15 protein-coding genes are annotated in these 12,060 nt (G+C 45.3%); 7 read left to right on the forward strand and 8 right to left on the reverse strand.

Translation table 11 applies throughout. The features are described 5' to 3' along the window. Nucleotides 1-41 precede the first annotated feature (41 nt). From A6K76_RS12990 to A6K76_RS13000, 3 genes are all read right to left on the reverse strand, one after another. Nucleotides 42-2,210 (reverse strand): Ig-like domain-containing protein, encoded by a 2,169-nt coding sequence (locus A6K76_RS12990; protein WP_066465767.1) that lies wholly within the window; start codon nt 2,208-2,210, stop codon nt 42-44. 11 nt (nt 2,211-2,221) lie between these two features. Further along, on the reverse strand, nt 2,222-3,247 hold the full coding sequence (locus A6K76_RS12995; RefSeq protein WP_169818026.1) for an AbrB family transcriptional regulator: 1,026 nt from the start codon (nt 3,245-3,247) through the stop codon (nt 2,222-2,224). A 137-nt stretch (nt 3,248-3,384) separates the two neighbouring features. Then, complete coding sequence (locus A6K76_RS13000) at nt 3,385-4,224, reverse strand: sialate O-acetylesterase (RefSeq protein ID WP_211271765.1); 840 nt, start codon at nt 4,222-4,224, stop codon at nt 3,385-3,387. 75 nt (nt 4,225-4,299) lie between these two features. Here A6K76_RS13000 and A6K76_RS13005 point away from each other — a divergent pair, with 75 nt between their 5' ends. Beyond that, on the forward strand, nt 4,300-4,668 hold the full coding sequence (locus tag A6K76_RS13005; RefSeq protein WP_066465771.1) for an SLAP domain-containing protein: 369 nt from the start codon (nt 4,300-4,302) through the stop codon (nt 4,666-4,668). Nucleotides 4,669-4,713: 45 nt separating this feature from the next. On the opposite strand, the gene A6K76_RS13010 is transcribed toward A6K76_RS13005, so the two are convergent. After that, nucleotides 4,714-5,253, reverse strand: a complete 540-nt coding sequence (locus A6K76_RS13010; protein WP_066465773.1) for an ECF transporter S component — start codon at nt 5,251-5,253, stop codon at nt 4,714-4,716. Between the two features lie 146 nt (nt 5,254-5,399). On the opposite strand from A6K76_RS13010, the gene A6K76_RS13015 reads away from it, so the two are divergent. Together A6K76_RS13015 and A6K76_RS13020 are read left to right on the forward strand one after the other, a co-directional pair. Continuing rightward, nucleotides 5,400-6,236: a pyridoxamine kinase gene (locus A6K76_RS13015; RefSeq protein ID WP_066465779.1), complete on the forward strand. Its 837-nt coding sequence runs from the start codon at nt 5,400-5,402 to the stop codon at nt 6,234-6,236. Beyond that, complete coding sequence (locus A6K76_RS13020; RefSeq protein ID WP_066465780.1) at nt 6,233-6,679, forward strand: hypothetical protein; 447 nt, start codon at nt 6,233-6,235, stop codon at nt 6,677-6,679. Before A6K76_RS13015 ends, A6K76_RS13020 begins: the two co-directional genes overlap by 4 nt. A 56-nt stretch (nt 6,680-6,735) precedes the next feature. Here A6K76_RS13020 and A6K76_RS13025 read toward each other — a convergent pair whose 3' ends face one another. Next, on the reverse strand, nt 6,736-7,308 hold the full coding sequence (locus A6K76_RS13025) for a hypothetical protein (protein WP_066465781.1): 573 nt from the start codon (nt 7,306-7,308) through the stop codon (nt 6,736-6,738). Between the two features lie 202 nt (nt 7,309-7,510). On the opposite strand from A6K76_RS13025, the gene A6K76_RS13030 reads away from it, so the two are divergent. The 3 genes from A6K76_RS13030 (at nt 7,511) to A6K76_RS13040 (ending at nt 8,972) form a co-directional block, all read left to right on the forward strand. Next, nucleotides 7,511-8,059 carry a chromate transporter gene (locus A6K76_RS13030; RefSeq protein ID WP_066465782.1) on the forward strand — a complete coding sequence of 183 codons (549 nt, stop codon included), beginning with the start codon at nt 7,511-7,513 and terminating at the stop codon, nt 8,057-8,059. Next, nucleotides 8,060-8,590, forward strand: coding sequence for a chromate transporter (locus A6K76_RS13035; protein WP_066465783.1), 531 nt, complete (start codon nt 8,060-8,062; stop codon nt 8,588-8,590). A gap of 103 nt (nt 8,591-8,693) precedes the next feature. After that, nucleotides 8,694-8,972 carry a hypothetical protein gene (locus tag A6K76_RS13040; protein WP_066465784.1) on the forward strand — a complete coding sequence of 93 codons (279 nt, stop codon included), beginning with the start codon at nt 8,694-8,696 and terminating at the stop codon, nt 8,970-8,972. A 150-nt stretch (nt 8,973-9,122) separates the two neighbouring features. Here the strand turns inward: A6K76_RS13040 and A6K76_RS13045 are convergent, their stop codons facing one another. From A6K76_RS13045 to A6K76_RS13055, 3 genes are all read right to left on the reverse strand, one after another. After that, on the reverse strand, nt 9,123-9,434 hold the full coding sequence (locus A6K76_RS13045; RefSeq protein WP_245671993.1) for an excinuclease: 312 nt from the start codon (nt 9,432-9,434) through the stop codon (nt 9,123-9,125). A gap of 12 nt (nt 9,435-9,446) precedes the next feature. Further along, nucleotides 9,447-10,223 (reverse strand): thermonuclease family protein, encoded by a 777-nt coding sequence (locus A6K76_RS13050; RefSeq protein ID WP_066465855.1) that lies wholly within the window; start codon nt 10,221-10,223, stop codon nt 9,447-9,449. Between the two features lie 309 nt (nt 10,224-10,532). Continuing rightward, nucleotides 10,533-11,078, reverse strand: a complete 546-nt coding sequence (locus A6K76_RS13055) for a TetR-like C-terminal domain-containing protein (RefSeq protein WP_066465788.1) — start codon at nt 11,076-11,078, stop codon at nt 10,533-10,535. Between the two features lie 143 nt (nt 11,079-11,221). Here A6K76_RS13055 and A6K76_RS13060 point away from each other — a divergent pair, with 143 nt between their 5' ends. Continuing rightward, nucleotides 11,222-11,986, forward strand: a complete 765-nt coding sequence (locus A6K76_RS13060) for an SDR family oxidoreductase (protein ID WP_066465789.1) — start codon at nt 11,222-11,224, stop codon at nt 11,984-11,986. The last annotated feature ends 74 nt before the right edge of the window (nt 11,987-12,060 follow it).

A 12,060-nucleotide genomic window follows, 5' to 3' on the forward strand; every position in this document is an offset into this window, starting at 1 on the left:
CCACAAGTTAAATGGCGTATCAACAGACCTGACATGATCGTTTATTTTATTAGTTTTGCTGATTTTACAATGCTGTTAAACACAGTCGCTTGTTCATCGTAGTACGGCGAATTTTCATCGTCAAAGAAAATGTTAAAGCCGCTTCGGATATAATAATCGTACTTCGAATTGGAAGGAAGCGGCGACCAATAACCGCGGAATGACGGATCAGCGCCTTTGTCATACTGGTACAAGTATACCATCGGATGACCTTCCTCGTTGTAAATGTGATAGCCGTAGTTTTCCTCAATCGTATAATTCGTCACCGCTTCTGGTAGCTCAAACGTTAAACCCCACTCCTCAATTGTGTACGTTTTGTTCTCTACTAGCTCTGGCGGCTCAACAGGATTAGTTGGCTCCACGGGCTTTGACGGTTCGACCGGCTTTACGTACGAAGGTTCATTAACCGTTACTTTTACATCTGTCTCTACACTATCGCCTGCTAAATTTTTGTACGTAACAGTAATCGTCGCCGTTTGACCGTGCTTCGCTGTATCCGCAATCGTCACTTGCCCATTTCGCGTAACAATTGCTACGTCTCGATTGCTCGATGAAAACGAAATGAGCGGGTCTGGGAAGGCAAGGTTAACCGTGCCACCTGTTAGCTTATTCCCTGTAACTTTAAGCTTTTTCGATTTGCCGACATCAATCGTCATATCGTCTGCCTCAATCGAACGAAGCGAGCAAACGAATGCTTGTCCGATTGATTTTGATAAGTCTACCGCTTGTAAATGAAGGATTGGATTTTTATAATCGCCGACGAAGCCGCTTAAACGAACGCCCGCTGATCCAGTGAGTTCGTAGCACGACAAGTTTCCACTTGCATTAATGCTACCGTATGCTGCACCTTCTACACCGCCGAGCCCAAATTGTAGCAACTCTGCTTGAATAGCAACCCCTGCTGCTAAATCTCCATTAATCGAGCCGCTAAATGTATGCAAATGCGTATACGGATTAATCGTTGAACGGTTAAAGCTTTCCCAACTATCGTTTATGTGCGTAAAGCCGATATCGACGTTTGTTTCAATTCCTGCTTCAAAGCCGAACTCAATCGCGCCTTTTGTGGAAAACTCAATGTATGGGTTGATTGATCCACCGATGACACCTGCAAATTTCGCAGGCACCTCAAGCGGTAACGGCACGCGCTTTGTTTCCTTTTCAAAGCTATCTAACGTTAATAACAGCTTGTCGAAATTTAAATGAAAGCCCGTCGTAAAACTTAATTGATTCACGTTGCCTTTTGTCATATCTAGTACTAATGCAGGACGAATAAACGTAATGCTGCCGTCGAGTGTATTGTATTTACCATTATCAAATAAATCGTATTTGAAATTTTTAAAAATAACTTTCGTGCCGACTGCTTTGCCATACGAGTCTTTAAAATCCTCTAGCTTAATGCTTGCTTTAGAGCCGTCTTTATTTTTTAGCACTTTCTCATACGATGTCCCAAACACAGTGCGTGCTTCTACATCGTCAGTGAATCGGAAATCGTCGGTCGTCATAAACATTTTCTGCGACACATCGACTGTATCGACTACTTCCTCATACGTTGGCTCCGCCGTTTCGACGATTATCTTTCCGCCGAGCTCCTGAACCGCTACGACTTTTTTCGCAAAGCCATTTGGTGCTTCCTCTGTCGGTGGGAAAATAATGAGCTCATTTGGGTATACGTCGCCAATTTCTCTTTGTTCAAACGTAAATTGCTGATCGGCGGCTACGTAGCTTTTCTCTAAATGCTTTGGCAAAGTCGTCGTTACGCCTTCATAAATCACGTCATTAAAGCTTTCTTCGCGCACGACAAACGCATTTTCCTCGTCCGTCGTCGTAAACGTAAGCGTCGTCAGTTGCTGAAGCGCCGTGCCGTCTGTCGATTCTACATCTCGATATATGATGAGCGTATAGTCGCTATTTGGCTCGTACTGCTCAGCTGGCGCAATGACATACACTTCATGCGGATTTTCTTCATGTAATGCAACCGAGACACCTTTTACGACGTTTCCTTGTGCGTCTTCAATAACAATCGCATCGTCCTGTAACGTATGTACGTTCACATCGTCACTAAATGTAATTGTAAATATTTTATTCGTCGGCACATCATACGCCGACGCACTGCTTGGCATCGCTGCATAGAAACTTAGCCCAAGCAATACACTTAACCATCTTTTCTTCAAATCGATTCCCCTTACTTTGTGAACATTTTCAGTGCTGGTACAACGAGTAACGACACGACGAGCACGCGAAATAGCTGAAACATCGTCACGAGCGTCACGTCGGCTCCTGCTGCCATCGCAATGAGCCCCATTTGATCTAATCCCCCTGGAATCGTGCTTAAAAACGCGGTCGTAAAATCGATGCTGTAATAGCGCGGAATAATGAGCGCGAGCACGTACGCACTGCCGATATACACAAACGCTGAAATAAAGCCGTATAGCATCACTTTTTTCGATAAACGCAAATCCTCTTTTCGCAGCAGCATACCGATAAAGACGCCGATGAGCAGCTGTGCGATATGCAGCGCGTCTGGTGGCAACAGCGGCACACGCATTCCGAAAATTTGCAACATCATGAGCAAAATGACCGGACCGAGCAAATACCCTGTCGGCACGCGCAACTTATCGGCAATAATGCCCGCGACAAACGACAGCACAATCATGCCGAGCAGCTCGACGCTAAACGGAATGTGCTGCGGTGCTTCAGGCATCGCACCGACCGACAGCAGCACCGGCACAATGCTTAATAAGCAAAGGACGCGCAACACTTGATAAAACGTAATCATCGTCATATGCTTGCTCTTTTTTTCAGCCGCATATGCCGTAATTTGCGTCATGCCCCCTGGAACGGTACTCGTTAGCGCCGCGAGTGTATCGACGTGCGTTCGGTGTACAATGAGTTTGCTGAGCGCGACAAACAGCCCGATGTAAAAAACGTTAATGGCAATCATGAGTGGCAAAAAACCCCGCGCTGCCGCAAACGCATCCGTCGTAAACGAAACACCAATCGAATAGCCTGCTAGCACAAGCCCTAAATTGCGCAGCTCCTTATGCCACGCAATCGGAAGCGGTGTCGCTAGCCGCAAAACCATCGTCGTAAATAGCGGGCCGAGCAACCACGGCATCGGCATGTGCAGCCAGTCAAACAGCAGCGCCCCGATCAGCGCCAAGATGCCTGTTAATAAATAATGTGTAATCATTCGTAATCCTTTCTTCATAAACATGTAGCCATATTATACACGCATTTGCAGCACAAAAAAACCACGTGCCTGACGATGCAGTACGTGGTCGTGGAACAAATATGTTTGGCATGATGTACAAAGCTAATGTGATGTGAGATAGCCGCACCATTTTATTACGACTGCATCACCTTTGCCATCTTCGCCTGAAACTCGTCATGCGTCATGTTGCCTAATGCGAAGTCCATCGTATACATATATATTTGCTCCGTTTTTGAATAATCTGTTTTGACGTTTAAGGCGTCCGCTTCATTCGGCAACGGCTCAAGTACGTGCTGCTTCGTTGCAAACGCCTCGAAATAACGATAGCCAAATTTACGCTGTGACGCGGCATCAAGGTGAATGCCATCTAGGTTTGCCGTCAGCCCCTGTGCCGTCACGAAGTAGCAGTGTGGCTGTTCATGAGCGAATCGACGTAGCTGCGCGTTCACCTGCTCAAATTGCGGCGAATATAGCCCGAAGCCTGTTTTCCCTAAAAAATGCCCAAGCTCGCCGATAATAAGTGGCACCTCTTGAAGCTGTAGCTCGTGACGAAGCGCCTCGATAATGACGTGTAGCTTGTCGTAATACGTTTCGTGTAAATTATTCATGCTGTCACTTTCGCCTTGGTGCCATAAAATACCGGCGATAGTACTCGTTTTCATCGCAAATCGTGCTTGTGCAATCGCGTGCTGAAACAGCGTGCCGTCTGGATGCCATTGATCGAGCGTGCTACCACCTTCCGCACAAGGAATGAGCCCGATTTTGTCATTCGGATTTGCGTGAACGTATGCAGCGGCAAATGAAGCGGCTAAGCTCACCCCTGCTACTGGTCGGTCGTAATTGATCGGCTCGGTCATCATTTGCCATTGACCGTTACGCAGCATGTGGAGACGCTCGTCATAAATCGGCGAAACGTCTGTCAAAAAGCCGCGCCCTGCCATGTTTGATTGTCCAAGCATTAAAAAAGATTTCATTAGTTATCACCCTTTCGTATAGAAATATCATTTTACATGACAAGCATGTATAATAAAACAAAAACGAGGTACACTATGCAGCAACTTTATTTTCACCCGACATGGGAGCGCGCGATTAGTGATAAAGACCGCGCCATCATTGAACAGCTGTTTGACGATACGTACGAGCAAGTCGACGATCTTATCATGAGTCCGACTGTGCGCGCGGCAATCAATCATAAAGGCGAGCTACTTGTGACGGCGCTCGTGCATAATTTTACGCATCATAGTGCACGATTTCATGAGCGCAGCGTCTTCGTACAAGCAGGCGACTACGCCGAGGAGCACGTCATGACGATTCCAGAACTTGTCGTTGCGCCGTTTACGAGCATGCCGTGGACGTTTATTTTTCCACCACCTGCACAACCGATTGTGTTGCAAGACGTCCTTCTTGAAATTGAATAACAAAAGGGTTGGATGTGAAAATTTTTTCGCATCCAACCCTTTTGACTATTTTGCGAAATACGGCACTTTTTTCAGCACGCGACAAACAGGAATCGCAATTGCTAAGCCGATGACGTTTTGCAGTAAATCACCTGGCATTGAAGCAAGTGGCGCAATCCAGCTACTATATAAAAACGCTTCGCCGACGTAATAAATCGCCATCATAGCTGGAATCGACGCCGCCATTGCGACAACGTTCCAGCGCGTGCTTTTGCCGTTGCGACCGTGCGCATGTGAAATGCTGCCGACAATCCAACCTTGCACAAAACGCGCGACAATCGTAATCGGTGCCCACACGAGCCAGCCACCCATAATATCAAATAACCCCATCCCTGCTGCTCCGGCAAGCGCCCCTTTTTTCGGTCCGAACATGATTGCGGCGATAAAGAGCATCGCCGTTCCTAAATGCACTAAGCCGCCGCTTGCCGCAATCGGTAGCTTAATGTTTAAAAATGCCGTTGCGCTGAATACGAGCCCAATTAGCAATGCGCTAAGCACGATGTCAAATGTGTTTGTTTTTGTTTGCTTTTGTTGTAATGTTTGCATATAACCCCAACTCCTTATGTACGTGTGATGAATCTTTTTACACTATATACGGATATTGGACTGTTCAAAAGTATCAACTTTGATATAATTTATAAGGTCAGTTTAGAAAATTGAAAAAATTTACGGCGAAATGGATGGAACAAAGCATGAAGAAAGTAGCAGTGATTCAAGATTTATCATCGTTTGGGAGATGCTCATTAACGGCGGCTATTCCAGTATTATCAGTAATGGGTGTGCAGCCGTGTCCGCTTCCGACCGCGGTGTTAACGGCACAATCGGAATATCCGAGCTATTATTGCGAAGATTTAACAGCGCATATGCCGCATTACATTAAAGAATGGCAACGCATGAACGCACAGTTTGATGGCATTTATACAGGCTATGTGACAGGAGAAGAACAGCTTCAACACATTTTTCATTTTTTACAAACGTTTCAGCGCGACGATACGGTGTTGCTCGTCGATCCGGTCATGGGCGATAACGGCGAGCATTACCCGATGTTGACCGAGCGCATGCTGCAACATATGAAGGAGCTAACGAAACGAGCGACAATCATTACACCGAACATTACCGAAAGCTGTTTTTTAACAGGCACATCGTATGATAAATTACAACGATATAGTGACGACACTTCGTACATGGACGCAATCATTCATATGGCGCAGCAGCTTGCCGATAGCACCAAGGCACAAGTTGTCATCACAGGGGTGCTGACGCCGCAAGCTCGCACAATTCAAAATGTCTACGTTAGCAGCGAGACAGCGAGCTACACGCCGAGGCGCTACAACGATAAAAGCTATTCAGGTACAGGCGATTTGTTCGCATCGGTCATTATCGGGAGCATGTTACAAAGAGCGACGATGCCACAAGCGATTGCATTAGCGGAGCAATTTATTGAAGCGGCCATTAACGGCACGGACGATTCGCCGACAATTGCAGGCGTACAATTTGAAAAGCAGCTACATATGCTACTGCCGCGATGAACAATTATTACGTACCGCTACTTCATTGGGATACACCGCTTTATTTACAGCTTGAGGCGATCAAATGGCTAGCTGAGCATGTACGAGGGGTGCAACTATGCGAGCTTTTTAATAGAACAGGAAAAATGGAATGGCCAAACGTCGTACGCATCGTGCAGCGTATTGGCTATCCTGAAAACGAAGCGGCTTTGCCAAAATTAGTCGAGCTGTTTCAAGATATGAATTGGCCCGGTGCAATCGAGGCGCTGCGCTATTTACAGACGCTCGACAAGTCGATTGTGCTGCCGTACATCGAAGCCGGAGCTGAAGAGGCACGCCGCACGAACGATGATTCATGGCTTTGGTTTTTATATTCAGCGTGCACGGACTTACATATATGCCGCGATCATTTTGTGGACGGCACGCTGTTTGATCTAATGCAGCACCATTATGATCATGATTGAACGCAAAAAAATGTGAGCCTTCAACAGCTCACATTTTTACGTATATTAACGGTTACTCATTCACCTAATATGTTTAGCGCCTGCCATTTGCCGTTATTCACTGCTTCTTTCACGAACGTATTGAAATAATCATCGTGCAAAAAGCGTTCTTTTAGCTCCGTTAGTACGCGCTTTTGAACGTCAAGTGCGCTCTCGGTCGGTGGCTCGTTCGCATCTAAGCTTTGCACCGCTTCTATAATGTGCTCCATCGAAAATTTAAACGCGACTAAAACGTCCCCAATCAGCTGCTCCAACGTTTTGTTTAAATACATGCTCGTGATCATACACGTTTTTTTCGAATGCATGTATTGTTTTTTAAATTGCTGTAAATATTTATTTCGGCTCATCACTTCGTTTAAATACGCATAAATCGGCACGTTCAGTGAGCGTTCATGATTGACGAAAACATTGTCATTTGCTAAAAAAATATAAAAATCGAAAAATAGCTGACATTCTGGACGTCTAATGGTCGAACAAAAATCGACGTATGCTTCAATATCCCGTAGCTCCTCATTCAACTGACGAAACTCCTCTACTTGCACATTTTCCACGATGTAGTATGAACTTTCCTTGACAGCTGCACTAATCATATCTCCACTCCTCCTTCGTCTAAAATTCTCATTTTTTGTAGAAAAATCTTAATTTCCTTTATTATACGCCTTTTTCCTCAAATATCCAAATGCAAAGTGATAAACTAGGCTTTTTTGACATTTCTTCGTCAATGCTAGTCGAAATTGTCGAAATTGTGTACGATAGAATAATGCACAACGTCAACACGTAAAGGAGACTATTATGGCAAGTCAAAAGGACATATTTATCGCATTTTTTCGTTCGAGCATACTCGGCTTCGGTGGTGGCCCGTCTACGATTCCGCTCGTCCAAAAGGAAGTCGTGCAAACATTTCAATTTTTAGATGACGACGAATTTACGGAAATTTTAGCAATCGGCAATACGTTACCGGGCCCAATCATTACGAAAATGGCCGGCTATATCGGCTTTCGTGTCGGCGGCGTAATTGGCATGCTCAATGCGCTCGCTGCAACGATTATTCCGAGTGCCATCATGATAATCGTTGCACTTACTGCATTAAACGAATATAAAGATTTACCGTTTATTCAAGGGATGACGCGCGGTGTAATGCCGGTCATCGCCGTCATGATGGGCGTGCTCACGTGGGACTATGTAAAAAAATCAACGCTCGCACTCGGCTGGAAATGGGCGATAATTTTATTTGCACTCGCCTTTACAGCGATTATACTGCTCAGCATGCATCCTGCAATCATCATCGTCGCATTGTTACTTTGCGCGTTGCTACTACCAGTGAAAAAGGAGGCACGCTAAATGATTTACATTGATTTATTTTTAGCGTTTTTCATTCCAAACATCGTTGGATACGGAGGCGGCCCTGCAACGATTCCGCTCATTAAGCATGAAGTCGTCGAAAAATACGGCTGGCTGACGCTAAGTGAATATAGTGAAGTACTTGCACTCGGCAACGCGCTACCTGGACCGATTGCGATTAAAATTGCGGCGTTCGTCGGCTACGATCAAGCAGGTATACTCGGCGCGTGCATTACGGTGCTTGCAACAGTTGGTCCATCGCTTGCACTTATGATTGCGCTGCTTGGCATTTTGTACCGCAACCGTACGTCACCGCGCGTGCAGCGTTTATCTAAATTTGTACTACCCGCAATCGCTGTATTAATGCTAAGCTTAACGTTCGGCTTTGTCGAAACGACGGTGACGACGATACATTGGCTACCTGCAATATTGTTACTTGTAGGCAGCTACATTGCGCTAGAGAAACTAAAATGGCACCCTGCGCTCGTCATCGTGCTCGCCCTCATCATTGGCGGTGTCTTTTTATCATAAATCATCAAGCATGTTGATTAGACATTCAACTAACATTTCGCGTATGGTTAATCAACAGACCTGATAAATCATTTTAGGCATATCATAACAAGGGGGAATTCACATGACTGAAATTTTGAACATCGTATTCGCGTGCTTAATCGTTTATTTCATTATAAGCAACATATCGTTACGCAACCGATTGCACATTATTGAAAAGCGCGTTGCACAAATGACGAAGCAGCTACCAGAAGCACCGTTTGAAAGTGAAATTGAAGGCGAGTTACTACTGCTGCTTAAACAAGGTGAGGACGTACGCGCCGTAAAGCGTATACGCGAGGTGACGGAATTGTCGCTAATTGATGCGAAGCGCTACGTCGATCGGCTAAAAGCGAAAGTATAGGAAAGCGTCGTTCTAACGTGTAGGGAGCAAAAAAGCACGAGCTGAAAATCTATTTTCCGACAAAAATACGTTGAAGCCACGCCTGCAAAAAGCGTCCGCCGAAACAAAATAAAAAAGGTCGATTCACCGCGCATAGTGAATCGACCTTTTTTATCCTTCTACATACATCGCTTCGAGTGAACGGGCAATGTGTAGCATTTTATCATACACGGCGTCGTGCGCGATTGCTACGTACAATTCTCCATCATAAAAGCGAAACGGAATGCTCGCATTGCCTACGTGCCACATGAAAAAATGCCCGGCAATTTTCATATTGACGCCGTCTTGTGTTACCGAAAACGCGTCCATATATTGAACATCAGGCTGCGTCGCAAAAAATTGCTGGCACTCCTCCAGCGTTAACGTCGGGCTCCCCGCGTCATCTAAACGTGTAATTTTATAGCGTTTATTCATTAATGTCATAATTGTCTCTCCTTAATTTTTCGCTGCAACAAATCCAGCCGCTTCTGCTTCCTCAGCTGTGCAGAACATTTCCTCTGCATTCGTTTGCTCATAGTTTAGCTGTCCTGGCATATGGTAAATTTTATTGCCTTTTGCGTTAATGTTTCCTTTAATGTCGCATGCCTCACCGTCTTGTGTTGGCGCTTCCTCGTCCGCTACAACAGGCGCTGGCGCATTTTTCACCGCTTCGTTAAACGCCTCTTTATCATAGCCACGGTTCGTTACGTAATCCTCAACGGACCAAATGCCAATTGCTAATTTTTGTGCTGTTTTTTGCATCGATTTGAACCAATCGACATGCTTCGTGTTCGGATCGTAAATGTACGCTACACGTGCTAAGCCGTTTTTCAGCAACTCTTCTTGTAAGCTAATGCCATCTTCTGTATAAATATACCCAAGCAGTCGCTTATATTTGTCGCGGTACGATACGTCAAACTCGATATATACGTAATCCTCGCCTTTTAACAACTCCTTCATAAACTGCTTCGCCTCTGGACCGAATGGCTGCTCGCCTAACGTTTCGTGCTTCGTCTCAGGTGTATCAACGAGTAAAAAGCGCACCTTCTCCGATGCCCCCTCATACTGAATGCGAATCGTATCGCCGTCAATGACTTCCTGTAGCTTATATTTTTCAAATTTGCTAACGTCATGCTTCGTCGCACTCGTTTCCGTCGTCGCTACTAAGCTTTGAACGTTAAGCGATTCAGCTGGGCTCGTCGTTTCACTTGCACAGCCTGCGAGCAACAGCATAGCAAGGAGCAACGGCCAATACTTTTTCTTCACAGCAACTGCCTACTTTCTATAATGGTTTCTGATTTATTGTATGTGGAAATGTAGGAAGATACAAGTGTAGCGGAAGTTCGAAGCGAAAGAAAAGACAAAATAACCTTTCATACTTGTTCATTAGCCATTCAACTGGCAGTTACCTTTGTTACCCGTCGCAAATACTCGGCGGCGAATACGATGTTGGTCATGAATGTACGGGCTGTTCCTTAAGGAGTCTTGCCACACGCTCCATGTCATGACAATACAACGTGCTCATCCAAATGCAACTTTATTTCATAACCCGATTCGATTCCCCTTCAACAACATCTCATTCATTTGCTGTGGCGTTTGCTTAAAATCTTCGCGCACCCATTGCATAATAAAGCCGATAATTAAATTGGCGCTGCTGCTGACGATAAATTCCGCGTCCTGCTCGTGCGGCTCCACCGATTCTCTCACTAACGAACGAATTAAATCGAAAAATTGATAATAGTGTGCAAGCGGTGTATTCGGATCAAAGACGATTTTGTAAAACGCCTGATGCTTTTGTACGTGATGAAAAATGCGAATCATATCTGAGTCGATGTGTTCAATTTGAAAATGGGTGCGTACATACGGCTCGTAATACGCCTTACGCAAATCGTCGGTCAGCTCCTCGAAATATTCACCAAACAGCTGCGCGACGTCAGTATAATGTAAATAAAATGTGCCACGGCTCACATTTGCCTCTTTGCATAGCTGTGCCACTTTAATGTTGTCGAGTGATTTGTGCTGTAGCAGCGACAATAATGCTTGCTGCAGAAGCGCTTTCGTCTTCACAATACGTATGTCTTTTTTCATATTTTTCTCCTTTATTGAACAGTTTGCCATCAATTCGTCAATTACTTAACAAAACATTAATGTTATGCATATTGCTTTATTTTTTATTCATATTATAATTATAATTAGACAGTTGTTCAATAAATACATAGGAGGTCTTTCATATGAGACTAGAAGGTAAAGTAGCAATCGTAACAGGTGCCGCTTCAGGTATGGGTAAAGCAATCGCAGAGCTATACGCAAAAGAAGGCGCAAAAGTTGTCGTATCGGACTATAACTTTGAAGGTGCAGAAGCAGTTGCAGCACAAATTAAAGAAGCGGGCGGCGAGGCAATCGCAAACCGTGCAAACGTAGCAGAGCTTGCAGATATCGAAGCGATGTTTGAAGCGACAAAAGCAGCGTACGGCAAACTCGACATTTTAGTAAACAACGCAGGCATTATGGACGGCATGGAGCCAGTTGGTGAAATTACAGACGAAAAATGGGATCGCGTATTTTCAATCAATACGCGCGGTGTCATGCAAGCAATGCGCTTAGCGGTAAACATCTTCCTTGAGCAAGGTCACGGTGTTATCGTGAACAACATTTCAGCAGGCGGTATTCGCGGCGCTCGTGCAGGTGCAGCATATGTAGCATCAAAGCACGCAGTAACAGGCTTAACAGCAAACACTGGCTACATGTACGCACAATCAGGCATTCGCTGTAACGGCATCGCTCCTGGTGGCGTTAAAACGAACATCGCTGCTTCAATGGCAGCAAGCGGCATTTCACAATTCGGCTACGGTCGCCAACAAACAGGTTCAGGCACAATGCCACGCGCAGGCGAGCCAGAAGAAATCGCACAGCTTGCCCTATTCCTTGGCTCAGACGAATCAAGCTTCATTAACGGTCAAGTAATCGCGGCGGACGCTGGTTGGACAGCTTACTAATCATTCCACCTCTCGAACATGCAAGTCGTGTTCGGGAGGTTTTTAACGAGTTTAACAGGCACACAAAAAAGGCT

The sequence above is a fragment of the Caryophanon latum genome (genome assembly GCF_001700325.1).
Classification (GTDB): Bacteria; Bacillota; Bacilli; order Bacillales_A; family Planococcaceae; genus Caryophanon; species Caryophanon latum.

Excerpts from the sequence above, each read along its gene's own strand:
- A6K76_RS13045 (WP_245671993.1), bottom strand. The coding sequence starts at position 9,434 with ATGACATTAATGAATAAACGCTATAAAATTACACGTTTAGATGACGCG.
- A6K76_RS13040 (WP_066465784.1), top strand. The coding sequence starts at position 8,694 with ATGACTGAAATTTTGAACATCGTATTCGCGTGCTTAATCGTTTATTTC.
- A6K76_RS13035 (WP_066465783.1), top strand. The coding sequence starts at position 8,060 with ATGATTTACATTGATTTATTTTTAGCGTTTTTCATTCCAAACATCGTT.
- A6K76_RS13060 (WP_066465789.1), top strand. The coding sequence starts at position 11,222 with ATGAGACTAGAAGGTAAAGTAGCAATCGTAACAGGTGCCGCTTCAGGT.
- A6K76_RS13020 (WP_066465780.1), top strand. The coding sequence starts at position 6,233 with ATGAACAATTATTACGTACCGCTACTTCATTGGGATACACCGCTTTAT.
- A6K76_RS13055 (WP_066465788.1), bottom strand. The coding sequence starts at position 11,078 with ATGAAAAAAGACATACGTATTGTGAAGACGAAAGCGCTTCTGCAGCAA.
- A6K76_RS13005 (WP_066465771.1), top strand. The coding sequence starts at position 4,300 with ATGCAGCAACTTTATTTTCACCCGACATGGGAGCGCGCGATTAGTGAT.
- A6K76_RS13050 (WP_066465855.1), bottom strand. The coding sequence starts at position 10,223 with ATGCTGTTGCTCGCAGGCTGTGCAAGTGAAACGACGAGCCCAGCTGAA.
- A6K76_RS13000 (WP_211271765.1), bottom strand. The coding sequence starts at position 4,224 with ATGAAATCTTTTTTAATGCTTGGACAATCAAACATGGCAGGGCGCGGC.
- A6K76_RS12995 (WP_169818026.1), bottom strand. The coding sequence starts at position 3,247 with ATGAAGAAAGGATTACGAATGATTACACATTATTTATTAACAGGCATC.
- A6K76_RS13030 (WP_066465782.1), top strand. The coding sequence starts at position 7,511 with ATGGCAAGTCAAAAGGACATATTTATCGCATTTTTTCGTTCGAGCATA.
- A6K76_RS13015 (WP_066465779.1), top strand. The coding sequence starts at position 5,400 with ATGAAGAAAGTAGCAGTGATTCAAGATTTATCATCGTTTGGGAGATGC.
- A6K76_RS13010 (WP_066465773.1), bottom strand. The coding sequence starts at position 5,253 with ATGCAAACATTACAACAAAAGCAAACAAAAACAAACACATTTGACATC.
- A6K76_RS13025 (WP_066465781.1), bottom strand. The coding sequence starts at position 7,308 with ATGATTAGTGCAGCTGTCAAGGAAAGTTCATACTACATCGTGGAAAAT.